A 21,812-nucleotide genomic window follows, 5' to 3' on the forward strand; every position below is an offset into this window, starting at 1 on the left:
GGACAGCCGGCCCTACCTTCTGTCCGCAGCCGGCCCTGCCTTCTCCGCAGCCGGCCTGGTCGTGCTCGCGCCGTCGAAATAGCGGGACTCACGGCCCTGCACGGTCACCACCGACACACGTGCGGTGACGGCGTACGTGCCCGATGGCGTGCGCGCGGTGTGCTCCACCGTGCGGACCGCCGCGGCGGCGATGGCGGGCTGCCCGGCGAGCGCTTCGACGAGCACACGCCCCTGCATCGTGGACGGCACGGCCAGTCCGAGCGCCTGCAGCAGCGTCGGCGCGAGATCGACGTTGCCGCTCGGCGCATCGATACGCGCGCCCCGCTTGATGTCAGGCCCGGCCGCGATCAGGGTGTTGTGGATGTCCCAGGGGCTCGCGCTGCCATGACCGGCCGTGCCGCCGGCGGAGACGGTGCCGTGCATGCCCGCCGCGTTCTTCGCGTCGGTCCACTCGGGCGAGAACAGGATCTCGGCCGACCGGGGGTGCGCCCAGCGCACGACATCGAACGAGAGCGTGCCTGGCACGCGCCCCTCGGGCGTGCCCGCACCAGCCCCGCGCGTGAAGATCGCGCCCACGCCCGGCGTCGCCTGCAGCGCCGAGACGATGCGGGCGACGAGGGCGGCGTCGCCGTCGCGGACGTGGATGGCTCCGCCCGAGTGCAGCACCCGCGGGGAGCCATCGGGCAGGCTTCCCGCGAACGGCCGCAGCACCGCGCCGATGTCCGGTCCGCCGGTGTGCGTCGAGAACCCGTGGTCGGACGTGACCCAGATGTCGTACGACTCGAGGAGGCCGGCCGCCGCGAGCCCCTCCTGCAGGCGCGCGATCTGCCGGTCCACGTGCCGGAGGACCTCGAGGGTCTCTGGCGTGCCGACGCCCTTCGCGTGCGCCGTGCCGTCGAGTGCGCCGAGCCACAGCAGGCTCACGGTGGGATCCACGCGCGGCAGGCCCACCTTCAGGAACACGTCGACCGCGTGACGGTCGCGCTCGTGCAGCGGCGCATCCTTCGACGGCAGCGGACCGAGCGCCTCGACCGCGGGACGCAGCGACTCCGGCACGACGAACGCCGCGTGCAGCATCGCGCCGCCGGCAACCGTGTGGTTGTTGAGCCAGGCCGCGCCGGCCGACCCCGAACCGACCACGAGCATCCGCTTGCCGGCGCCCTGCAGGATCTCGCCGAGCGTCGGAGCCGTGAGCAGTCGCCCCTCGGCGGCCTCGATCTTCAACAGCGCGTCGCGGTCGGCCGTGTCGAGGAAGCGCGTGGCGTCAGCCCGTGGGAAGAACACGGAGTTGCCGAGCAGTCCGTGGACCTCGGGGTAGGCGCCCGTCGAGAACGACGAGGCGTTGACGCGCGTGACGCTCGGGTACACGGCGTGATGACGCGTGAACACGGCGCCGCGCGCGCCGAGCGCCGTGAGGTGCGGCATCACCTCGGGGGTCACGTAGTCGGGCCTGAGGCCGTCCACCACGATCACGAGGTGCCGACGGGTCTCGGGTGGCGCCGCCCACGTGGTGAGCGTGGCGGCGAGCAGCAGGGCGACAAGGGCGCGCACGCGCATCACCCTAGCACCGTCGTGCGACGGGAGACAGCGACCGTCGGACAAGTCCGACGGCTACGTGTGGGCTGGGGCGACGGCTACGCGTGGGCTGGGGCGACGGTTACGAACGGACCGAGCGCGACGCGGTCGCTCGCCCGCTTCTACCTCGGAGCCGCGAGCAGGCGCGTGAGTGTCGGCGCCATCGCGTCGGCCCACAGGGTGTACCCCTTGGCCGTCGGGTGCAGGAAGTCGCCCATCACGTCCTTCGCGATGGTGCCGTCCGGGCCGAGGAACACGTGCCCGATGTCCAGGTAGGTGATGCCGTACCGACCTTCCAGCCTGGCGATGCGCGTGTTGATCTCGCCGACCGTGTCGCGCGCCGGATTGGGCTTCTCGCCTCGCGGGAAGATGCCGAGCAGCAGGATGCGCGTCGACGGCGACGCGCCGTGAATCACGGCGCAGATCTGCTCGACGCCGGCCGCGATCTCGTCGGGCGTGTTGCGCCCGACGTTGTTGGTGCCGATCATCACGACCGCCACCGCCGGCGACACGCCCTCGAACTCGCCGTGCGCGAGCCGCCACAGCACGTTCTCGGTGCGGTCCCAGCCGTACCCGAGGTTCACCACGCGCCGGCCCGCGAACAGCCGCGCCCACGAGTCGACGCCCGCGTGGCGGAGGTCGAAGGGATCGCCCGCCCAGAAGTGCGTGATCGAATCGCCAATCAGCACGATCTCGGGTCGCCGCTCCTTGATCAGCGCGGCCGCCGACGCGTGCCGGTCCACCCAGTCGTAGGTGCGCCAGTCGCGGTTCTGCGTCAGGGGCACGAGCGTGGACGGGGTGCGGGTGGCACCCGACGGCAGCGGTTCCCCGTGCGTCACGATCTCGCCGACCGGCGACCCGCCGGGCTTGAACAGGCGCGCCTTGAGCACGTAGCCCGCAGGCACCACCACAGGTGCGAGCCAGGCGCCCGCGTCGTGCGTGGGATCGGTGCCGTCGAGCGTGTACCGCACGACCAGCGGCGCCTGTGGCGGCACCACATCGACCAGACCCTGGCCGTGGGGGATGATCGTCGGCGACTGCGCGAGGGCGGGCGTCGTGAGGACGAGGGCGAGCGCGCAGGCAAGGGCAGGCACGCTGCCACGCCGGGCGAGCCGGCCGCGATCGACGAACGGAAATCGCATGCCCGAGAGCATAGCTGTTCAGGACGACGTGCGTGGCGGGCCGCCCGGGGCGGCCGCCATGCCTGGCGTTGCGCCCCCCTCGGCGGCGGCCTCGTCGAGTTCGGCGAGGGCGCCCATCTCGGCCAGGTACGCGAGGACGCGCGTGGCCTCCTCCTCGTCCACCTTCGCGATCGCGAAGCCGACATGGACCATCACGTAGTCACCGACGACGGCCTCGGGCACGTAGGCCAGGTTGACCTGCTTGACGACGCCCGCGAAGTCGACGCGCCCCGCGCGCAGGAGCGGGTCGTCACCTTCGATGCTCACGAGGCGGCCGGGAACGGCGAGGCACATGGCAGGACCTCAGGCGGGACGGCAGCCACGGCGGGCGACAAGGCCAGCGCCCTGAGCGGCACGACCGCGATGGACACGGTGATCAGTGTAGTCGCTGGAAAACATAGAGCGGGATTTACTTCCCAAGGTGGTAACGCATCCCACGCGGGACCACGTGTGCCCTTGTGCCCCGGTGCCCTCGTGCGTAAGCTCGACGCGTTCCAGAGCCGAATGAGCCGACTCCGGCATGTCGCCGGTCCCGCGCGCGTGGCACGCGCTCCGCATCTCTCCCTTGAATGGCCGATCCCCGCAGCCGTGACGAGCGTGTCCAGGAATACCTCGAGCGCATCGTCGCCGGCGGGGACTTCCCTGCCTTCACCGAGCGCCTGCACGAGGTGATCGACGTCCTCCAGCAGGAGGAGACCGGGATGCAGTCGCTGGCCAACGTCGTGCTGGGCGACTACAGCCTGACGCTGAAGGTGCTGCGGACGGTCAACTCGTTTCACTACAACCGGTCTGGCCGACACGTGCTGTCGGTGACGCAGGCGATGGTCGTGCTTGGCGTCGAGACCGTGCGCGACCTCGCCGGCAGCCTCGTGCTGCTCGAGCACTACGCGCGCAAGGCGCCGGCGCTGAAGCAGCTGATGGCGCTGTCCATGCTCACGGCCAGCCACGCGCGTCTCGCCGCCGAGCACGTCCGGCTGCCGCGGCCGGAGCAGGCGCACCTCGCGGCCATGTTCCGCAACGTCGGCGAGGTGCTGCTCGCCTGCCACTTTCCGGACGATTACGCCGCGGTGCTCTCGCACCTGAAGAAGCACGACACCACGCTCGGCGCCGCATCGCTGGCCGTGCTCCACTTCCGGTTCGAGGACCTCGGAGAGGCCGCCTGCCGGCACTGGGGGCTCGCCGGGTTCGGTGGCGCGCCCGCGCCGGGTGGGCCGACGACCGACCTGGAACGGCTGGTGAGCTTCGGGCACGACCTTACCAACGCGGTCTACCGGCAGGTGCCCACCGAGTCTCCGCAGACCCTCACGCTCATCCTCCAGCGCTACGGGCATGCGCTGGGCCTCACCGTCGACACGCTGCAGGGCATCCTGCGCGAGGGCTGCGCCGAAACCAACGAGATGTTCGCCAGCCTCGGCCTGTCGACGGCAGACCTGCGCCTGAGCCGCCAGGTGGATGCGGCGATGGCGAGCCTGGCCCCCGACGACGAGCCGGGAGTCTCCCCGAGCGACACGCCGCCAGACACGCTGGAGATCGAGATCGCGCGCGGTCCGGACTCTCCCGCGGCGCGGCAACAGCTCATCGGGGAGCTCGAGGCCGCCGTGACCAGCCCGGGCCACTTCGAGGTGAACGAGATCCTGCTCACCGTGCTCGAGGCCATCGTGCGCGCCGGGCCGTTCTCGCGCGCGGCGTTCTGCCTGCTCACCGACACGCGCACCGAGCTCGTCGGTCGCTTTGGCTTGGGTGAGGGCGTGGACGCCTTCGTGAAGCGCCTGCGGTTCCCGGTCACGCTCGGGCCGCAGGGGCTGGCCGTCGGCAGCGCGGTCCTCCGCCGACTCGACCTGTTCGCGGCGCTGGCACGCAACCCGGCCGCCGACGAGGCGCGACTGCTGGCCCTGCTCGGGGCGCAGACCGTGCTCGTGCTGCCGCTGGTCATCGAGAACCGGTCGGTCGGCGCCATCATCGTCGACCGCACCACCACGACCGAGCCGCCGGATGCCGCGACCGTCACCTTCGCGGTGCACCTGCGCGACCTCGCGGTGCGCGCGATGCGACGGGCGAGGGCCGAGCGGGAGGATGCCGCGAAGGTGACCGCGCAACTCGGCCCCGAGGCACGACGCGACCTCGTCCTGCGCCTGCTGAAGGGGGAGCCGGTCGAGGCCGTGAGTCAGGAGAGCCGCGTGCCCGTCAAGGACCTGAGGCCTGGCGACTGGCCTTCCTCGACGCCGCCACGCGCGCCTTCACGAAGGATTCGTAGACAACGCGCGCGGCAGCCGGCCCCTGATGGCCCAGCGGAGCTTGGCCGAGGCGGCGCGACGATTGGCGAACGTCTCGTCCTTGGCCGACCTGACGACGGCCCGCGCGATGCGCGTGTACGTGCCCGATCGTTGTCCCTGCTTGAACGCCTGCTTCACGCGGCGATCCTCGCCCGAGTGGAACGTGAGCACCACCACGCGCCCGCCGGGGGCGAGGCACGACGGCAGCGATGCCAGCAACGCGTCGAGCGCGGCCAGTTCGTCGTTCACCAGGATGCGAATCGCCTGGAAGGTGCGCCGGACCGACATCTTCACCTCGGCCTTCGACAGGGCGGGAGTCGCGGCGGCCAGGGCCTGGCGCACCTGCCGATCCAGCGCATGCGTGGTGTCGGGACGGGTGGCGGCCAGGCGCTCGGCGATCACCGCGGCGTGGGGTTCGTCGGCAAACCGGGTGAGCACGTCGGCGATGGCTGCCGCGTCGAGCTCGGCCAATCGGGCAGACGCCGGCGCGCCCGTGGTGGGATCCAGGCGCAGGTCCAGCGGCCCGGGGAGCTTGTAGCTGAACCCGCGCGCGGGCGTGTCGTGCTGCATTGCGGACACGCCGAGGTCCACCAGGATGGCGTCGACCCTCGGGCGCCCGAGGGTGGCCAGGACGGCAGGCAGATCCCTGAAGCTCGCGTGGCGCAGCGTCAGGACCTCGGCGCCGTAGCCGGCGTCTCGCAGGCGCGCCTCCGTGAGGGGCAGTTCGAGGGCGTCGACGTCGAGGCCGAGCAGGTGGCCCGACGGACCGAGGTGCCTGAGGATGGCGGCGGCGTGTCCGCCGCCACCGACCGTGCAGTCGACGACGAACGCGCCGGGCGATGGCCGAAGATGGTGGAGGACCTCCTCCACCATGATCGGGCGATGCGGACCTACTTCTGGCGGACCATCGACCATTCGACGTTGTTGTCCATGGCCTTGGCGTTGCCGCTGATCGTGTCGCCCTTCACCGTCCCGGTCATCTCGTAGGCCATCGAACCACCCGATGGGCGGTCACGCTTGAGCGTGAACGCGACGGCGTCGCCCTTGATGCTGCCCGACTCGACGGGCCACACACGCCCGCCGCCGAGGTCGAAGCTGCCGGTCAGGGTCTCGCCGTCGACCTTGAGGTCCACCTTGGCCTCGACGGTGCCCATCGGGCTGCTCATCGTGAACTTCCAGGGGCCGGCGGCCGGCGATTCGGCGCCGAGCGTGACGGTGACGACGGCGAGCAGGAGGGCGGTCAGGAGCGTGCGCATGCGAATTCCTCGTGAGTGGGCCTGTACGTGGCTCGGCCCTTCAGACGCGATCCTCACGGCAGGCGTTTCACGAGCACGTTGGCGAACTCCACCTTTCGCCCGACCGGCAGGAGGGCAATCCGCCCCTGGGCCGGCAGCGACGCCTGCGCCACATCGTCGACCAGCAGCTGTCCGTTCAGGTGTGCCGTCAGCCTGGTGCCCTGCACGCGCTGGACCAGGCGGTTCCACTGCCCGGGCTTCTGCGCGGCGCCCTCCTGCCGGGGCACGATGACGGCGCGGACCCCGGGCAGCATGCGCGCGGTGGGCGTCGGCACCGCCTGCGTCGCGGCGGGCTCGGCTTCGTCCACGAAGCGCCAGTCGGCGATGACCTCGACGTCGCCGTAGGTGTCCTGCGTGAGCAGCGGGGCGCCGGGAGCCGCCATGGAGGATTCGTAGGCGATGGTCCAGTCCTTCGTGTGCCAGCGGTCGGCCTCGGCGGCCGGGACACGCCACCCGCCGAAGGTCTTGCCGTCGTACAGCGCGCGATGCCCCTGGTACTCGGCCGCCACCTGCGTCGCCGTGAGCGTGCCCGACGGCGGGAGCTCGCGGATGCGGATGTTGCGGAAGCGCACGGGGGCGCCCTCGGACTCGAGCGCGATGTAGCCCTTGCGCGGCGAGATGTCGTAGCCGCCCGACACCTCCTTGCCGTTCACCGCGAGCTTCAGCGTGCCGTTGCGCGCCGTGATCCGGTAGTGGTTCCACTCGCCCGGCCCCTTGGCGCGGCGCTCGCTCGGCAGGCTGCGCATGGCGCCCTTCGGGTGAGGACGGTCCGGCGTGAGGACGGCACCGTGGATGGCGAACACGTCGCCATGACTCGTGTAGGTGTCGGAGTTGCGGCCGTCGAGTACCTGTACCTCGATGGCGCGCAGGAAGGGCTGGCCCCGCGCGGGCAGCGGGTCGGCCCACACGAAGACGCCCGCGTTACCCATCGGGGCCTCGTGCAGGTACTCGAGCTCGAGCACGAAGTTCTCGTACATGCGCTCGGTGCGAATCTCGCAGATGGGCACGCCCGTCACCGCGATCACGCCGTCGCGGACCGCGAAGGTGTCGGGCGCGCAGTTGATGTTCACCCAGCCGGCGAGGCTCTTGCCGTCGAAGAGTGAGGTGAACGACTCGTCCTGGGGAGCCGCTGCGCCGATCGAGAGCAGGGCGGCCACGGTCACGGCGACAGGGATGCGCATGTCGCGCAGTGTATCCGCGCGGGTGGCGTCGGGGCCACCCGCGCGGCAGGCGGTGCTACGGCTGGACGCGAACCTCGACGCGCCGGGCCTCCTCGTTGGACCCGGTCCCGGTCGTCTCCTGCGGCTTGTCCATCACGACGCGGTCGCGCGCGATGCCGGCCGACTCGAGCAGGGCACGCACCGTGCGGGCACGGTTCAGCGCGAGCTCCTGGTTGTGCGCGACGTCGCCGCGCGGGTCGTGGAAGCCGCTGACGAGCGCCTTGGCCGAGGGATGCGCCTTGAGGTACGCGATCACGGCGGCCATCGTGGTCGAGGCGTCGGCCGGCGCCTCGGTGCGGTCGAGCGCGAAGTACACGCGCGCGGCGGGCGGCACGTCGGCCACTGCGGGAGCCACCTCGGCCGCAGGCGTCACCGCCGCAGCCGGGGCTGCGGGAGCGACCGATGCCGCGGGCTCGGCGACGGTCGGCGCCACCACTGCGGGCGCGGCCATCGTGGCGGCGCCTTCGGCCGCGCAGGTCCGCCAGGAGTTCGGCCCGATGCCGAACAGCAGCGGGAGGAGCAGGAGCAGCGCGAGCAGGGCCAGCGCGCCCAGGAGGTGCCAGCGGTCGAGCGACCGGACCGCGGCAGGCGAGAGGCTGTGTGTCGTATCCATCACGGGTCTCCTCGTCGACTCAGCGGTTGCCCGCGGTCAGCACGTCCTGCAGCGCGCGCAGGGCGCGCCAGTGATTGCCGGCAGCCAGCGCCGCCTGCTCCGGCCACGTCTCGGGATTGGCCATGCGGAAGGCGGGGCCGGCGTTGTCGAGGAGGACCTGGATGGTCGGCACCGCCGTCTGTGCCAGGCGGGCGAAGGTGTCGATGCCCGCCTCGCGCAGCAACGCGCCGATCTTCGGCCCGATGCCCTCGACGATCTCGATCTCGTCGGGACCCGTGACCGCGAAGCCGGCGGCGCGGGCCGCGTCGAGATCGGCCGGCGGGAGTGCCAGCACCGTGAGGCGCGCGATCTCGGCGTCGCGATCGGCGATCAGCGCCTTCAGGTCGCCGATGGCCTTGCGCGGATCGGTGCGGACACCGGCGTCGAGCACGGCCTGCAGTGCCGCGAGGGACTCCCAGCGGTTGTCGGCCGCCAGCGCGGCCTGCTCCGGCCACGTGCCGGGATCGGCGATGCGGTACGCCGGGCCAGCCGCGTCGAGGATCACGCGGAGGCGCTCGGGCGAGGTCTCGGCGAGCTGGCGGAACGTGGTCACGCCCTGGGCCCGCAGCAGGTCGGCGATCTTCGGGCCGATGCCCTCGATGATCTCCAGCTGGTCGTCGCGCTCGACGCCGAACCCGGCGAGGCGCGCGGCAGTCGCGTTCAAGGGCACCACGCGATCCACCTCGACGATCTTCTCCACGACCGTCTCCACCACCTTCTCGACAACGGTGGGGGGCGTGGCCTTGAGCTGCTGAACCTCGCTGCGCAGCCCCGCGATCAGGGCCACTTCGGACTCCAGCGCCGAGATGCGCGCCAGGTGCGCCGGGTTGTCGACCAGCTTCTCCACCACCTTCTCGACGATGCGGTCGACCGGCTTCTCGACGATCTTCTCGACCACGGCGGGCGGCGTCGCCTTGAACTGCTGAATCTGGCTGTGCAGCGCCGCGATGCCGGCTACCTCGGACTCCAGCGCCGAGATGCGCGCGAGGTGCGCCGGGTTGTCGACGGTCTTCTCGACGATACGGTCGACGAGACGTTCGACCGGTGGGGGGGTGGGATGCGCGAGCAGCCGGCCGAGCAGCCAGCTGCCGAGCCAGCCGAGCAGGCTGCCGAGCACGAGCCACCAGAGAACACAGGGGAGCATGGACATGGGAACTCTTTCCTGCCGGCTCCACGGCGGACGCGCAGGCGCGTTCGCGCCGAGGCTCCGGCACGATCTTGGGGGGGGGCCGTCAGACTGTACAGAGGCGGAGTGCCCCGCGCAGCCTGTGCCTAGTGCCAGTCATGCCTGCCTCACCCGAAGGGCAGGCCGGCTCTCGACCACATGGCCGGCGTGGGCCATCATCACGCCCATGCCCCGACGCCTCCCCGCTGCCGTGGCGGCCCTCATGCTCCTCGGCACGGCGTGGCTGGTCGCGCGTCCCCTGTCGGCCACCAGTCAAGAGCCTGCCGACGCGCCCCGGCGCCCGAACATCGTCGTGATCCTGGCCGACGACATGGGGTACTCCGACATCGGGCCGTACGGATCCGAGGTCCGGACTCCCACCCTCGATGCGCTGGCGCGCGAGGGCGTCCGGTTCCGGCAGTTCTACGACAATGCCAAGTGCTCGCCGACACGTGCCTCGTTGCTGACGGGTCTGTACCCGCACGAGGCCGGCATGGGCGAACTGGCCAACGGCACGCCTGGCCCGGCCGGCCCGTACCAGGGCTACCTGCCGGCGTCGAGCGTGACCGTCGCCGAGGTGCTGCGCGGCGCGGGCTACCGGACGTACTTCTCGGGCAAGTGGCACGTCGGCGATCTGCCCGCGCACTGGCCTCATGCGCGGGGCTTCGATCGGGCATTCGGACTCATCAGCGGCGCGACGTCGTTCTTCGAACTGCTGAAGGAGCCTGGACGCAGCCGGCAGATGGTGCTCGAGGATCGACTCTGGGAACCCTCCTCGCCCGAGTACTACGCGACCGACGCCTACACCGACTACGCGGTCGATCGCATCCGCGAGCACGGGCGCGAGCGACGCGCGCAGCCGTTCCTGCTCTACCTGGCGTACACGGCGCCGCACTTCCCGCTGCACGCACGCGAGGAAGACATCGCGCGCTACGCAAAGACCTACGAGGCCGGGTGGGATGCGATCCGCGCCGCGCGCCATGCGCGCATGCGCGACCTCGGCGTCATCGACGCACGGCACCCGCTGCTGGCACGGCCCGAGCGCGTGCCCGCCTGGGACGACGCCCCTCGTCGCGACGAGTGGGCCCGGCTGATGGCCGTGTATGCGGCAATGGTCGACCGCATGGATCAGGGCATCGGCCGCGTGATGCAGGCGCTGCGCGACGGCGGCATGGACGACGACACGCTGGTGCTGTTCCTCTCCGACAACGGCGCGACGATGGAGGCCGTGGCCGGGCGTGGCCTGAACGACCCGAGCGTGCCGATCGGGGCGCGCGGCAGCTACGTGGCGTACCTGGAGCCGTGGGCCCACGTGTCCAACACGCCGTTCCGCCTGTACAAGGACTGGGTGCACGAAGGCGGCATCCGCACGCCGATGATCGCGCGCTGGCCCAGGGGTATCGCCAGGCCCGGCCGCTTCAGCGACCACGTCGGACACGTGATCGACGTGATGCCGACCGTCGTCGAACTCGCCGGCGCCACGTATCCCCGTGCGCGCGACGGCGTGGACGTGACGCCGATGCGCGGCCGCAGCCTCGCGTCTGCCCTGCGCGACCTGTCGGCAACACGTCCTGAGCCGTTGTATTGGGCCTACGGCGGCAACTGGGCGATCCGTGATGGCGACTGGAAGCTCGTGCGTGATGGCAAGCGGGCCGGGCCGGCTGAACTGTACGACATGGCCGCCGATCCGGTGGAGACACGCGACCTGGCCGGCACGCATCCCGATCGCGCCGCCGCGATGGAGCGACAGTGGCGCGCATGGGCCACCCGTGTCGGCGCGAGAGAGGCGACGAAATGACGGGTGGGCCGCTGGCTCATCCGTAAGCATTCCGGATCGACGCTCGCGCCAACCGCTGCGCATGTGCGCATGCTGCAGGGTTCGTCACGCTGCGGGGAGAAGCGCATACTCGAAGGCATGCCGTGACGCATCGACACGACACCTTCGAGGAGTACCCGCCATGAAGTGCCTCGCACTGACTGCCCTTGTCGTGACCAGCCTCGCCCTTGCCGCCTGCGAGCGGCCGGCCCCAGGCGGTACCTCGGGCACAGCCACCGGCCAGCCCTCGGCCACCACGCCGGCGGCGGCTCCTGCCGACCCACTCATGGTCACCGCCCGCGAGTTGTTCAAGGTCATCCCCGACACGGCCCCGGACCTGCCCGGAAACGCGGCGACGCCCGAGAAGGTCGCGCTCGGCAAGATGCTGTTCTTCGATCCCCGGCTCGCGGCCAGTCACGCCATCAGTTGCAGTTCCTGCCACAACCTCGGCCTCGGCGGCACCGACAACGAAGAGACATCGATCGGCCATCGCTGGCAGCGTGGCGGGCGCAACGCCCCCACGGTCCTCAATGCGGTCTTCAACACCGCGCAGTTCTGGGACGGGCGCGCGGCCGACCTCGAGGCGCAGGCCGGCGGGCCCATGGTCAACCCGGTCGAGATGGCGTCGCCCGAAGTGCACGTGCCCGAGCAGTTGCGAGGCATCCCCGGCTATCGCGACGCGTTCGCCAGGGCGTTCCCAGGCGAGGCCGACCCCGTCACACTGGCCAATGCGCAGAAGGCCATCGCCGTGTTCGAGGCTGGCCTCCTGACGCCCGATGCGCCATTCGATCGCTACCTGAAGGGCGACGCCGCGGCGCTGTCGGCCGAGCAGAAGGCAGGCCTCTCGGTCTTCATCGACAAGGGCTGCATCCGCTGCCACAACGGCATCAACATCGGCGGTGCCATGTACGCGAAGTTCGGCGTCTTCGCGTCGCCGGGTGCCACACTGCTGCCCCCGGGCGACAAGGGGCGCTATACGGTCACCAGGACCGACGGCGATCAGTACAGCTTCAAGGTCCCGACACTGCGCAACATCACCCTGACCGCGCCGTACTTCCACACCGGGACGGTCTGGGACCTGCGCGAGGCGGTGGCCGTGATGGGCGACGCGCAGTTGGGCAGCAAACTGTCCGAGCCGGAGATCGACACGCTCACGGCGTTCATGGGCAGCCTGACGGGGAAGCAGCCAGAGGTGACGATGCCGATCCTGCCGCCGAGCGTGGCCACGACACCCCGACCGAAGCCCTGACAGCCGGGGGTTCGGCGATACTTCCGGGACCGAGAGGCCCCGATGCATCGAGCGTTGTTCACCCTGTTGGCCGTGATCGGCCTTGCGATGTCCCCCAGTCCCCAGGCGCCCGCGCCGGCACTGCCAGCGCGGGAGTCCTTTCACCTGTTCCTGCTCGCCGGCCAGTCCAACATGGCTGGTCGCGGCAAGGTGGAACCCGTCGATACGACGCCGATCCCGCGCGTCCTGATGCTCGACCGCGCACGCGCCTGGGTACCCGCCGTCGACCCCATGCACTTCGACAAGCCGGTGGCCGGCACCGGGCTCGGGCGCAGCTTTGCCGCCCGAGTGCTGGAGTCCTCGCCGGGCACGACGATCGGGCTCATCCCCACTGCCGTCGGCGGCACGCGGATCGATCTCTGGCAGCCCGGCGCCTACGACGAGGCCACGAAGAGCCATCCGTGGGACGACGCGCTGGCGCGCGCCGCAGCGGCGCTGCCGAGCGGCACGCTGAAGGCCATCCTCTGGCACCAGGGCGAGTCGGACGCGACGCCGGAACTCGCTCCCGTGTACGAGGCGAAGCTCCATGCCCTGATCGCACGCTTTCGCGCGTCGCTGAATGCGCCGACCCTGCCGTTCATCGTCGGCCAGCTGGGCCAGTACCCGGACGTGCCGTGGGACGACGCACGTCGGACGGTGGACGCGGCGCACCGCGCGCTGCCTGCGAAGGTCGCCCACACCGCATTCGTGGCCAGCGACGGCCTCGTGCACAACGGCGACCGCGTCCACTTCGACAGCGCCTCACTCCGCGAATTCGGTCGTCGCTACGCCAACGCGTACGAAAGACTGGGCACGGGGCGGTAAGGGCACCGGCAGTCGGCGGTCGGCAGTCGGATTACCCTGTATCGCATGCGCGCACCTGCCTGGATCGTGATTGTCTGCCTCGCGCTGTCGGGGGCCGTGGCGGCACAAGACGGGTCGCTGCCGGCGGCTGTCCGTGCGGCGGCCGACGGCATCACCGGGGCCGCGCTGGCGCGTGACCTCGAGTTCCTGTCCTCCGACGCCCTGCGTGGGCGAGACACGGGGTCGCCGGGCTTCGACGTGGCGGCGACCTACATCGAGGCGCGGCTGCGCGCCGCGGGTGTCGCGCCGGCGGGCGACGAGGGTACCTACCGGCAGCACTACGAGTTGCAGGAACTGCACGCGGGCACCGGGAGCGCCACGCTGACCATCGGCGGCCGTCGGTTCGTGTTCGGCGACGACTTCGTCCTGCGCTCGTTCGCCCGTGGCGTGAAGGGCCGCGTGCCCGTGGTGTACGTGGGCCATGGCTGGCGCGCGCCGGGCCGCGGCATCGACCCCTGGAAGGACGTCGACGTGCGCGATGCCCTCGTGCTCGCGCACGGGCCGCGCGCCATGCCGACGGGCACGCCGATCACCCAGGTCGGTCGCGTCGCGGTCGGCGCATCGTCGGTGTTTGCCGAGGCGAAGGCGCGCGGCGCGCTCGGCGTGCTGTTCCTCACGCCGTCGGATCCGAAGGCCGACTGGGCCGCGATGCGCACGGCGAACATCGTCCGGCGCGAGCTGGCGCCCGCCGTGCCGTCGGCCTATGCGGCGCTGCCGGTGACCTCGCTGGTGCTGGCGCGCGAGACAGTCGAGGCCCTCATGAACGGCGAGGCCATCGACGGTCCGACGCTGCTGGCGCGAGGCGAGGCCCGCGACTACCCGCGCTCGTTCCGGCTGCGCAAGCGCATCGACATTCACCTGCCGCTGGTGGGCGTGGCCGCCGAGCACCCGTACAACCTCGTGGCGCGCATCGAGGGCAGCGATCCGACGCTCAAGGACGAGGTGGTCACGATCGCGGCACACCTGGATGGCGCCGTCGGCACGCGCACCGTCGATGGCGACGCGATCTACAACGCTGCCGACGACAACGCCAGCGGGAGCGCGGGGCTGCTGGCCATCGCGGAGCAGTTGATGAAGGGGCCGCGGCCGCGGCGCACGATCGTGCTGCTCTGGGACAGCGGCGAGGAGCGCGGCCTGTGGGGCACGCGCCGCTTCGTGCACCAGCCGCCGGTGCCTCTCGATCGCATCGTCGCCCACGTGAACGTCGACATGATCGGCGCCACGCGCGCGCCGGGCCGGGCAGATGCCGGATCGGCCGACGCGGCGGGCCCCAACGAGGTGTTCCTCATCGGGCCGGCGGCGCTGAGCCCCACCACCGATGCGTTGCTGCAGCGGGTGAACGACGGCTACCTGCGCATGACGTTCAATCGCCGGGACGACCGCCCCGATAGCGAGTTCTTCTACCCGCGCACGGATGCCGGGCCGTATCTCGAGCGCGGCATCCTCACCATCGGCTTCAACACCGGCACGCACCCGCGCTACCACCTGCCGTCAGACGAGGCGAAGTACCTGGACGTGGCCAAGATGGAGGCCGTCGCGCGCACGGTGTACGCAAGCCTGTGGGCGCTGGCCGACACGACGACACGCCCGCGCATCGAGCGCGCGATCCCCGAGTCGGTCCTGCGCGTGCCCACCGCCCCGGCGGGTGTCCGGTAGGCCTCGCGCACCACCGACCCCCTCCCGACTGCCGACTCCCTCCCGGCTGCCGACTGCCGACTCCCGACTGCCGAGCCTTACTCGATCTCGCGGAGCGCCGCGCGCGTGGCAATCACCGCGAGCCCGGTGAACAGCACGGCAGATGTGTCGCCGCTGCGCCCGGGCACGAAGGCCTGCGCGAGTTCGAGGAGGAACACGAGCGCGACGATTGCGGCAGGCCAGGCCTGCGGCCAGGCTGGCACCATCGCCCGTCGGGCCCATTCGGCCGCGGCTACCGTCGACAGGCCCACCCACCCGAAGAGCCACGCGAAGTCGAGCGCGCCGATCGGGCTGCCGAAGCCGACGCGCGGCCACCAGCCGAAGGACCGCCCGGCGTTCTTCTCGACCTCCGGGTGCAACTGGTAGGCGACGAGCACCACGATCACGCCGGCCAGCAGCGCCACCGGCCAGGCGCGCAACGCATGCCGCTCCCGCAGGAGCAGGATGCCGAGCGCAGCAGGCCCGAGGGCCGCCGCCATGCCGAACAGCTCGGCGAACGACAGCGGCACGCGCGCGAACGCGATCACCTGCAGACCGAGCGACGCAGCCGCCATCAGCCCGATGCACGCGAGCGCCGCTGGCGTGCTGCGCACCACCAGGCGACACGCGGCAGCGATGGCGAGCCACGCGCCCGCGTGACGAGCGATGCGCCAGGGATCGAGGTCGGCGAGCGGGTCGGACCGGACGAGGAACCGCAGGTGGGATCGTGCCTGCCCGAGGTCGAGCGAGAACAGCCAGGGCATCGTCTCCGACGCGATCCAGAGGAGCGCCACCGCCAGCGTGCAGGCGCGCAGGCGCGGGTCGTCGAGGGTCAGGGCTGGCAGGCCGCGCGGCAGCCGCAACATCAGCACGAAGGCACAGCCAATCGCCCCGGCGGCGCCCCCGGCGGAGTTGGCGGCCCAGTCGATGGCCGACGACACCCGCTTCGGTTCGCAGGCCTGCACCAGTTCCATGCCCAGCGAGTAGAGCGAGACCAGCATCGCGCTGCCGACCACCACCAGCACGATGGTCGATACCCGGCGGTTCACCGGCCAGGCCGCCGCCACGCACAGCGCCCCGAGCGGCACGTAGGCGACGATGTTGACCAGCAGGTCGCCGCGGGCGATGCGCCGAGGCACTTCCAGCACGTCGCCGCCGCAGTGCCACGTGCCTCCCGCGGCGAGCGACTGGTAGCCGATGAAGGCGGCGTAGAGCAGGAGCGTCAGGAGGCGCCCGCGCGAGCTCCGATCAGCGAGCGGCGGCAAGGGCACGCACGGCGTCCCCGTGGACGCGAACGAACTGCTGGAACGCCGACTCGAGGATGCGTTCCTGATCGCTGTGCGCGCCGAAGCCGCGCTGGACGTCCTCACGGTCGATCAGCGGGCCGATGCCGTAGCACTGCACGCCCCGCGCGCGCACCTGTGCCGAGTCGGTGGCGCCGGCCAGCATCACGGGCAGGACGGGCACGCCATAGGCGCGGGTGTGGACGTCGGCCAGGACCCGCCAGGCCTCCGTGTCGAGCCCGGAGGGCGGCGCGGCTGGTCGCGTCGCCGTGGTGTCCGGCGCCAGGACCTCGACGGCCGGATCGGCGATCACCTCGCGCAGACGCGCGAGGAACGCCGTGATGTCCTCGTCGGGCAGCGCGCGGATGTCGAGCGTCGCCTCGGCCTCCGACGGGATGATGTTGCGCAGGTACCCGCCCTTGACGATGTTGGGCGAGATGCTGGTCCGCAGCAGCGTGGCCAGTTGCGGCGCCTGCGTGGCGAAGCGGTCGTAGGCGGCCTCGAGGTCGCGTCCCTCGGACACGGCCGTGAACCACCGCGCGTCCTCCGGGGTCGCCAGCCGCGCAAGTCCCGCGAAGTAGGCCCGCGTCGTCTCGTTCAGCCGGAGCGGCGCACGCCACGCCCCGACGCGTGCGATGGCCCGCGACAGGTGCAGGATCGGGTTGGTCTCGAGCGGGATGGAGCCGTGCCCCGCCACGCCGCGCGCCACCAACCGCACTGTGTAGGGAATCTTCTCGGTGGTGGTGATGGTGGCGTAGCGCGCCACACCCTCGGTCCTCACGACGCTCCCGCCCTCGGCCAGGCAGTACTCGGCGTCGATGCGGTCCCAGTGCGAGGCCACCATGTGGTTGATGCCGAAGGGGCCGTTGCCCTCCTCGCTCGCCTCGGCCAGGAAGATCACGTCGCGATCGAGCCGCACGCCCTCCCGCTTCAGCCGCAGCAACGTCATCAGCCCGGCCACCACGCTGGGCTTGTCGTCCAGCGAGCCGCGCCCGTACACGTGCCCGCCCTCGCGCGCCGCCGAGAACGGGCCGTGCGTCCACTTCGAGGCATCGACCGTGACCGTGTCGGTGTGGCCCATCAGGAGCAGGGGCCGCTTGGCGCCGCTGCCCTTCAGCCGGGCCACGAGGTTGGGCCGCGCGGGGTCGCGCGCGAGGATCTCGACGGGAATGCCCTCGGCGTCGAAGACCCGCTTCAGGTAGTCGACGACACGGACCTCGTTGCCTGGAGGGTTCTGTGTGTCGAGCCGCAGGATGGCCTGAAAATGCCGGAGCGCCTCGTCCTCGACGGACTCGGCCCTCGCACGCCCTTGCGCCTGGCCCCGGAGGTCGGCGCACGCCAACACGAGGAGCACGCCGATGCACGCATGTCGCCACCGATTCCGCATCTGGCCATTCTCATGGCAAAGCCGGCATGCGACAACACGTCGCCGCACGCCGGGCGGCGTCAGGCCATGCGCGTCGTCAGCCAGGGCACGACGGCGGCGCAGACCTGCGGGATGGCGCCCGTGAAGCGGTGGTCGATGCCGGGCAACGCCACGAGATCGGGCCGGCCTCCCGCGGCCGCCCGCGCATCGATCGCGTCCTGGAACGGCACCAGCTCGTCGGCCTCGCCGTGCACCAGCAACCAGGGGACGCGCACGGCGGCCGCCTGCACGTGCAGCGACCCGATCCGCGCCGCGTCGTCGGCGAGCGTGCGGTTCCACACGCAGCCGGGCTTGTCGAGCATCAGCCCCTCGCCGGGCACGAGATGGCCGAACGTGCGTTCCATGAACGTGCGGACGTGAAACATCCCGGCGAGCGACACCAGGGCGACGAGGCGGTCGTCGCTCGACGCCCGCAGCACGCCGACGGCGCCGCCCATGCTGTGGCCGGCGTAGGCGAGGCGACTCACCCCCCACGCCGCCAGCGCGTCGAGCACGCTGCCGAGGTCGGCCGCCTCCTTGGTGGGCGTCACGTCCTCGAAGCGTCCTTCCGAGTTGCCGTTGCCCGCGTAGGAGACGAGCACCGACGCGAGTCCTGCATCGGCCAGCGCCTCGGCCAGCTCCGTCTGCCACGGCCGATCCCAATGCGACGTCACGCCGTGGCCGATGACCACGACGGCAGGGGGAGCGGCATCACCCGCAGCACCTGCCGCGGGCTGGTAGGCCACGTCGAGCCGCTCGCCCGGCGCGTTGCGAATCGGGAACGGCAGCGCCCGGCGATCAGAAGCGGCCAAGGCTCGTCCAGATCCCCGGCTCCTCACCGGTGAAGACACGCCACGTCAGCGACGGCGGGTTCCCGCAGTGGTTGGCGAGAATGTCGACCAGGTGCACATCGCGCGACCCCTGATCCGGGCCGGGCCCGTAGTTGTACGCGATCTCGTCGCCGGCGGCGATCACGGGCAAGCCGCCGTTGTCGGCCGGGCCGCGCGACGGCTTGGCGTTGTACCCCCAGCGCGTGTCGACCTTACGCAACTCGTCGACGATGTAGTCGAGCCAGGGGTTGCTGCGGTACTTCACGCCGCCCGGGCACGACTGCGCCAGCAGCTCGGGGCGCTCCGCGTTCTTCTGCTGGATGAACGCGCGGACGTCCGGCAGCGGGAGACGCTGGCCGGCTGGCGGATCGGGCGTACGCTTCGGCACCCGGACCGACAGCCCCGCCGAGCCGCGGACCGCCCCGAAGCTGGCCACGATGTTCGAGTTGCCGTCGGCCACGGCGGTCACCATGCCGCTGTTGGACACGGTGGCCGCAGCCGTGTTCTCGGACGACCACTGGGCCGCGCTGGTGCGATCCTCGGTGGCGCCGGTCGACAGCGTCACCGTGGCCGTGAACTGCGCCGTGCCCCCCGCCGTGGTGATCTCGGTCGGGCCAGTGACACGCACGGCGGTCACCGTGGCCGTGGTCGTGGTGGTCGTGGGCGTCGGCGAGGTCACGCTCACCGTGCGGCTCTCCGAGCCCCCCGAGCACCCGACCATCGCCAACACCATGCCGAAGCCGAGGGCCGACGCCCCCGCCATGATCCTGCTTGCCGACCGTCCAGCCATCCTGCCCCTTGCCTGACCTGCGTGGCCACACCGGTGTGGCGCCGAGATTATAGGGAAGAAATCCGGCGGTGCGGAGATTCGCTCATGGAAATCCGGGTACAGGGTACCGGGTACCGGGTACCAAAGCTTCGCCCCAAGCCCCAAGCGCCAAGCCCCAAGCCCTGAGGCATGAGGCATGAGGCATGAAGCATGAAGAGGCGTTACCCTGTCGGCCTCATGCTGCTCCCACGCCTGCGCCTCGCGTTCGCGCTCCTCGGCCTCGGCCTCGTGATGACCGGCACCGCCGGCGCGCAAGCGGGCGCGTCGACGGCCGACGCGCGACTCCGCGCGCTCTACACCGCCGAGTGGACCTGGCGGCAGCGGGAGTTCGGCGGTCGGGGCGAGGGAGGCGACTCTGGGCCTGGCGAGCGGTTCGCCCGCGTCGACGCGGCTTCCCAGCAGGCGCGCCTGGCGTACTGGACCAGGGCGCTGGCGACGCTCGACGGCATCCCGCTCGAGGCGCTGTCGCCCGAGGAGCGCGTGAACGCGCAGGTGTTCCGCGCGTCCATCACCGCGCTCGCCAACGACGTCCGCTACCGCACGTACGAAACCCCGTTCAACAGCGACACCTTCTTCTGGACGTCGTTCACGCCGCGGCAGGGGTTCGCCACCGTGGCCGCCTATCGCGCCTACCTGGCGCGGCTGCGCGACGTGCCGCGTCACTTCGACGAGCAGACCGCCAACATGCGCGCCGGGCTCGCGCGCGGCTTCACCGTGCCCCGTGTCGCCGTCGTCGGGCGCGACGCGACGATCGAGCCGTACGTGAAGGCCGACACGACCAACCCGCTGTACGCGCCGTTCGCGCAGATGCCGGCCGCCATCGCCGGCCCGGAGCAGGCGGCTCTGCGCGCCGAGGCGATGACCGTGCTGCGCGAGGTGGTGACGCCCGCGTATGCGAGACTCCTCGCCTTCATCCGCGACGAGTACCTGCCGGGGGCGCGCACGAGTGTCGGCGCAAGCACGTTGCCGGACGGGCCCGCGTACTACCAGGCGATGATCGAGAAGTTCACCACGCTGCCCCTGACGGCCAAGGAGATCCACGAGATCGGCCTGAAGGAAGTCGCGCGCATCGGCGCCGAGATGGAGGCCACCAAGACGCGTGCAGGCTTTACGGGCAGCATGGCGGAGTTCTTCACCTTCCTGCGCACCGATCCACAGTTCTACGCACGCACGCCGCGCGAGTTGCTGTCCTACTCGGCGTACGTCTCCAAGAAGGCCGACTGGAAGCTCGCCGAGACCATCGGCTTCCTGCCCCGTCGGCGGCACGGCATCCGCCCGGTGCCCGAGGCGCTCGCGCCGATCTACACGGGCGGACGCGGCGGCCTCGACGCCTGCCTGATGAACACCTACAACCTGCCGGCGCGCCCGCTCTACACGCTGGCCGCGCTGACGCTCCACGAGTGCACGCCGGGCCACAGCATGCAGGCCGCGCTCGCGCTCGAGGGGCCCGAGCGTCCGCCCTTCCGCCGTGCCACGCAGTTCTCCGCGTACGGCGAGGGCTGGGGCCTCTACACCGAGTGGCTCGGGACGGTGATGGGCATCTACGAGACGCCGTACGAGGACTTCGGGCGGCTCACGTACGAGATGTGGCGCGCCTCGCGGCTGGTGATCGACACGGGGCTCCACCAGTTCGGCTGGACGCGCGAGCAGGCCATCGACTACCTGCGCGCGCACGCCGCGCTCTCCGAGCACGAGATCACCACCGAGATCGACAGGTACATCGCCTGGCCGGGCCAGGCGCTCTCCTACAAGCTGGGCGAACTGCAGATCCGACGGCATCGCCGCGAAGCCGAGGCGGCGCTGGGCACGGCGTTCGACCAGCGCCGCTTCCACGACGCCATCCTCGCGCTCGGGTCGGTGCCACTGTCGGTGCTGGAGGCGCGCATGGCGCAGTTCATCGCCGAGGCCCGCACCTCGGCCGGAGCGACCGCGACGAAGTAGCTGGGCTGCTGAACCGGGACGATCGGCATCGCCCCGGTTTGGCGTACCGTAGGCCTCGTGACCCTGCGCTCGTCCCGGCGACTGCTCCACGGCCTGCTCGTGCTCGGAGCACTGGCCACCACCCTGTCACCCCGGCTCGGCACGGCACAGACGCTGCGGCTGGTCACCGTCAACGCCAGGACGCCCGACTCGGTCACGGCCGAGCGCGGCGCCCGCGTGGCGGTGTCGTCCGACGGCCGGTACGTCGCCTTCTGCTCGACGGCCACGCCGGGCGATCTCGTTCCGGGCAAGAACGTGCCGCCGGGTATCGCCGCCACGAGCAACGTCTTCGTGCGCGACATGGTGGCCAACACGACCGAGCTCCTGACGTTCTCGGCGACCGACCCGAACACGACCGGTAACGGCGCCTGCGCGCCCGACCTCCAGATCACCCCGGATGGGCGGTACGTCGCCTTCCGCAGCACGGCCACGAACCTCCAGGGCAGCAACTGGACCTACCCCTCGGGCGGCACATCCGGCTGGGTGTTCGACAGGCAGACGCG

18 protein-coding genes and 2 pseudogenes are annotated in these 21,812 nt (G+C 71.4%); 8 read left to right on the forward strand and 12 right to left on the reverse strand.

Annotated features, from left to right (window positions below):
• Positions 1-12: 12 nt before the first annotated feature.
• From ACIRDX_RS06455 to ACIRDX_RS06465, 3 genes are all read right to left on the reverse strand, one after another.
• Complete coding sequence (locus tag ACIRDX_RS06455; protein WP_396624581.1) at positions 13-1,551, reverse strand: alkaline phosphatase family protein; 1,539 nt, start codon at positions 1,549-1,551, stop codon at positions 13-15.
• A 146-nt stretch (positions 1,552-1,697) separates the two neighbouring features.
• On the reverse strand, positions 1,698-2,717 hold the full coding sequence (locus ACIRDX_RS06460; RefSeq protein WP_396624582.1) for a GDSL-type esterase/lipase family protein: 1,020 nt from the start codon (positions 2,715-2,717) through the stop codon (positions 1,698-1,700).
• An 18-nt stretch (positions 2,718-2,735) separates the two neighbouring features.
• Positions 2,736-3,050 carry a HypC/HybG/HupF family hydrogenase formation chaperone gene (locus tag ACIRDX_RS06465; protein WP_396624583.1) on the reverse strand — a complete coding sequence of 105 codons (315 nt, stop codon included), beginning with the start codon at positions 3,048-3,050 and terminating at the stop codon, positions 2,736-2,738.
• Positions 3,051-3,325: 275 nt separating this feature from the next.
• Here ACIRDX_RS06465 and ACIRDX_RS06470 point away from each other — a divergent pair.
• Positions 3,326-4,768: pseudogene (locus ACIRDX_RS06470) on the forward strand (HDOD domain-containing protein); the annotation flags it as partial.
• A gap of 225 nt (positions 4,769-4,993) precedes the next feature.
• On the opposite strand, the gene rsmH reads toward ACIRDX_RS06470, so the two are convergent.
• From rsmH to ACIRDX_RS06495, 5 genes are read right to left on the reverse strand one after another with little or no spacing between them, the layout of a single operon-like run.
• Positions 4,994-5,944, reverse strand: a complete 951-nt coding sequence (rsmH, locus tag ACIRDX_RS06475) for a 16S rRNA (cytosine(1402)-N(4))-methyltransferase RsmH (protein ID WP_396624597.1) — start codon at positions 5,942-5,944, stop codon at positions 4,994-4,996.
• Complete coding sequence (locus tag ACIRDX_RS06480; protein ID WP_396624584.1) at positions 5,920-6,285, reverse strand: hypothetical protein; 366 nt, start codon at positions 6,283-6,285, stop codon at positions 5,920-5,922. Before ACIRDX_RS06480 ends, rsmH begins: the two co-directional genes overlap by 25 nt.
• 53 nt (positions 6,286-6,338) lie before the next feature.
• Positions 6,339-7,505, reverse strand: coding sequence for a DUF1080 domain-containing protein (locus ACIRDX_RS06485; protein WP_396624585.1), 1,167 nt, complete (start codon positions 7,503-7,505; stop codon positions 6,339-6,341).
• A gap of 55 nt (positions 7,506-7,560) precedes the next feature.
• Entirely contained in the window at positions 7,561-8,157 is a 597-nt protein-coding gene (locus tag ACIRDX_RS06490; protein ID WP_396624586.1) for an OmpA family protein, read from the reverse strand.
• 19 nt (positions 8,158-8,176) lie between these two features.
• Positions 8,177-9,346, reverse strand: coding sequence for a helix-hairpin-helix domain-containing protein (locus ACIRDX_RS06495; protein WP_396624587.1), 1,170 nt, complete (start codon positions 9,344-9,346; stop codon positions 8,177-8,179).
• Between the two features lie 202 nt (positions 9,347-9,548).
• Between ACIRDX_RS06495 and ACIRDX_RS06500 the strand changes: the two genes are divergently transcribed.
• The 4 genes from ACIRDX_RS06500 to ACIRDX_RS06515 all read left to right on the forward strand — a co-directional run bounded on the left by ACIRDX_RS06500 (position 9,549) and on the right by ACIRDX_RS06515 (position 14,964).
• On the forward strand, positions 9,549-11,159 hold the full coding sequence (locus ACIRDX_RS06500) for an arylsulfatase (protein ID WP_396624588.1): 1,611 nt from the start codon (positions 9,549-9,551) through the stop codon (positions 11,157-11,159).
• Positions 11,160-11,463: 304 nt separating this feature from the next.
• The gene (locus ACIRDX_RS06505; RefSeq protein WP_396624598.1) at positions 11,464-12,426 is read left to right on the forward strand and encodes a cytochrome-c peroxidase; all 963 of its coding nucleotides are present in this window, start codon (positions 11,464-11,466) and stop codon (positions 12,424-12,426) included.
• 42 nt (positions 12,427-12,468) lie between these two features.
• Positions 12,469-13,269, forward strand: coding sequence for a sialate O-acetylesterase (locus ACIRDX_RS06510; RefSeq protein ID WP_396624589.1), 801 nt, complete (start codon positions 12,469-12,471; stop codon positions 13,267-13,269).
• 45 nt (positions 13,270-13,314) lie between these two features.
• Positions 13,315-14,964 (forward strand): M28 family peptidase, encoded by a 1,650-nt coding sequence (locus ACIRDX_RS06515; protein WP_396624590.1) that lies wholly within the window; start codon positions 13,315-13,317, stop codon positions 14,962-14,964.
• Positions 14,965-15,041: 77 nt separating this feature from the next.
• On the opposite strand, the gene ACIRDX_RS06520 is transcribed toward ACIRDX_RS06515, so the two are convergent.
• From ACIRDX_RS06520 to ACIRDX_RS06535, 4 genes are read right to left on the reverse strand one after another with little or no spacing between them, the layout of a single operon-like run.
• Complete coding sequence (locus ACIRDX_RS06520) at positions 15,042-16,253, reverse strand: VanZ family protein (RefSeq protein WP_396624591.1); 1,212 nt, start codon at positions 16,251-16,253, stop codon at positions 15,042-15,044.
• The gene (locus ACIRDX_RS06525) at positions 16,231-17,652 is read right to left on the reverse strand and encodes a M20/M25/M40 family metallo-hydrolase (protein WP_396624592.1); all 1,422 of its coding nucleotides are present in this window, start codon (positions 17,650-17,652) and stop codon (positions 16,231-16,233) included. Before ACIRDX_RS06525 ends, ACIRDX_RS06520 begins: the two co-directional genes overlap by 23 nt.
• 59 nt (positions 17,653-17,711) lie before the next feature.
• Positions 17,712-18,482 (reverse strand): alpha/beta hydrolase family protein, encoded by a 771-nt coding sequence (locus ACIRDX_RS06530; protein ID WP_396624593.1) that lies wholly within the window; start codon positions 18,480-18,482, stop codon positions 17,712-17,714.
• Positions 18,469-19,128 carry an Ig-like domain-containing protein gene (locus tag ACIRDX_RS06535; RefSeq protein ID WP_396624594.1) on the reverse strand — a complete coding sequence of 220 codons (660 nt, stop codon included), beginning with the start codon at positions 19,126-19,128 and terminating at the stop codon, positions 18,469-18,471. The genes ACIRDX_RS06530 and ACIRDX_RS06535 overlap by 14 nt, the downstream gene beginning before the upstream one ends.
• Between ACIRDX_RS06535 and ACIRDX_RS06540 the strand changes: the two genes are divergently transcribed.
• The 3 genes and pseudogenes from ACIRDX_RS06540 to ACIRDX_RS06550 all read left to right on the forward strand — a co-directional run.
• The gene (locus ACIRDX_RS06540) at positions 19,118-19,306 is read left to right on the forward strand and encodes a hypothetical protein (protein WP_396624595.1); all 189 of its coding nucleotides are present in this window, start codon (positions 19,118-19,120) and stop codon (positions 19,304-19,306) included. The genes ACIRDX_RS06535 and ACIRDX_RS06540 overlap by 11 nt on opposite strands.
• 200 nt (positions 19,307-19,506) lie before the next feature.
• The gene (locus ACIRDX_RS06545) at positions 19,507-21,270 is read left to right on the forward strand and encodes a DUF885 domain-containing protein (RefSeq protein WP_396624596.1); all 1,764 of its coding nucleotides are present in this window, start codon (positions 19,507-19,509) and stop codon (positions 21,268-21,270) included.
• 57 nt (positions 21,271-21,327) lie between these two features.
• Positions 21,328-21,812: pseudogene (locus ACIRDX_RS06550) on the forward strand (hypothetical protein); the annotation flags it as partial.

The organism is Luteitalea sp. (assembly GCF_044337415.1).
GTDB lineage: Bacteria > Acidobacteriota > Vicinamibacteria > Vicinamibacterales > Vicinamibacteraceae > Luteitalea.

Excerpts from the sequence above, each read along its gene's own strand:
- ACIRDX_RS06460 (WP_396624582.1), bottom strand. The coding sequence starts at position 2,717 with ATGCGATTTCCGTTCGTCGATCGCGGCCGGCTCGCCCGGCGTGGCAGC.
- ACIRDX_RS06465 (WP_396624583.1), bottom strand. The coding sequence starts at position 3,050 with ATGTGCCTCGCCGTTCCCGGCCGCCTCGTGAGCATCGAAGGTGACGAC.
- rsmH (WP_396624597.1), bottom strand. The coding sequence starts at position 5,944 with ATGGTCGATGGTCCGCCAGAAGTAGGTCCGCATCGCCCGATCATGGTG.
- ACIRDX_RS06480 (WP_396624584.1), bottom strand. The coding sequence starts at position 6,285 with ATGCGCACGCTCCTGACCGCCCTCCTGCTCGCCGTCGTCACCGTCACG.
- ACIRDX_RS06485 (WP_396624585.1), bottom strand. The coding sequence starts at position 7,505 with ATGCGCATCCCTGTCGCCGTGACCGTGGCCGCCCTGCTCTCGATCGGC.
- ACIRDX_RS06490 (WP_396624586.1), bottom strand. The coding sequence starts at position 8,157 with ATGGATACGACACACAGCCTCTCGCCTGCCGCGGTCCGGTCGCTCGAC.
- ACIRDX_RS06495 (WP_396624587.1), bottom strand. The coding sequence starts at position 9,346 with ATGTCCATGCTCCCCTGTGTTCTCTGGTGGCTCGTGCTCGGCAGCCTG.
- ACIRDX_RS06500 (WP_396624588.1), top strand. The coding sequence starts at position 9,549 with ATGCCCCGACGCCTCCCCGCTGCCGTGGCGGCCCTCATGCTCCTCGGC.
- ACIRDX_RS06505 (WP_396624598.1), top strand. The coding sequence starts at position 11,464 with ATGGTCACCGCCCGCGAGTTGTTCAAGGTCATCCCCGACACGGCCCCG.
- ACIRDX_RS06510 (WP_396624589.1), top strand. The coding sequence starts at position 12,469 with ATGCATCGAGCGTTGTTCACCCTGTTGGCCGTGATCGGCCTTGCGATG.
- ACIRDX_RS06515 (WP_396624590.1), top strand. The coding sequence starts at position 13,315 with ATGCGCGCACCTGCCTGGATCGTGATTGTCTGCCTCGCGCTGTCGGGG.
- ACIRDX_RS06525 (WP_396624592.1), bottom strand. The coding sequence starts at position 17,652 with ATGCGGAATCGGTGGCGACATGCGTGCATCGGCGTGCTCCTCGTGTTG.
- ACIRDX_RS06545 (WP_396624596.1), top strand. The coding sequence starts at position 19,507 with ATGCTGCTCCCACGCCTGCGCCTCGCGTTCGCGCTCCTCGGCCTCGGC.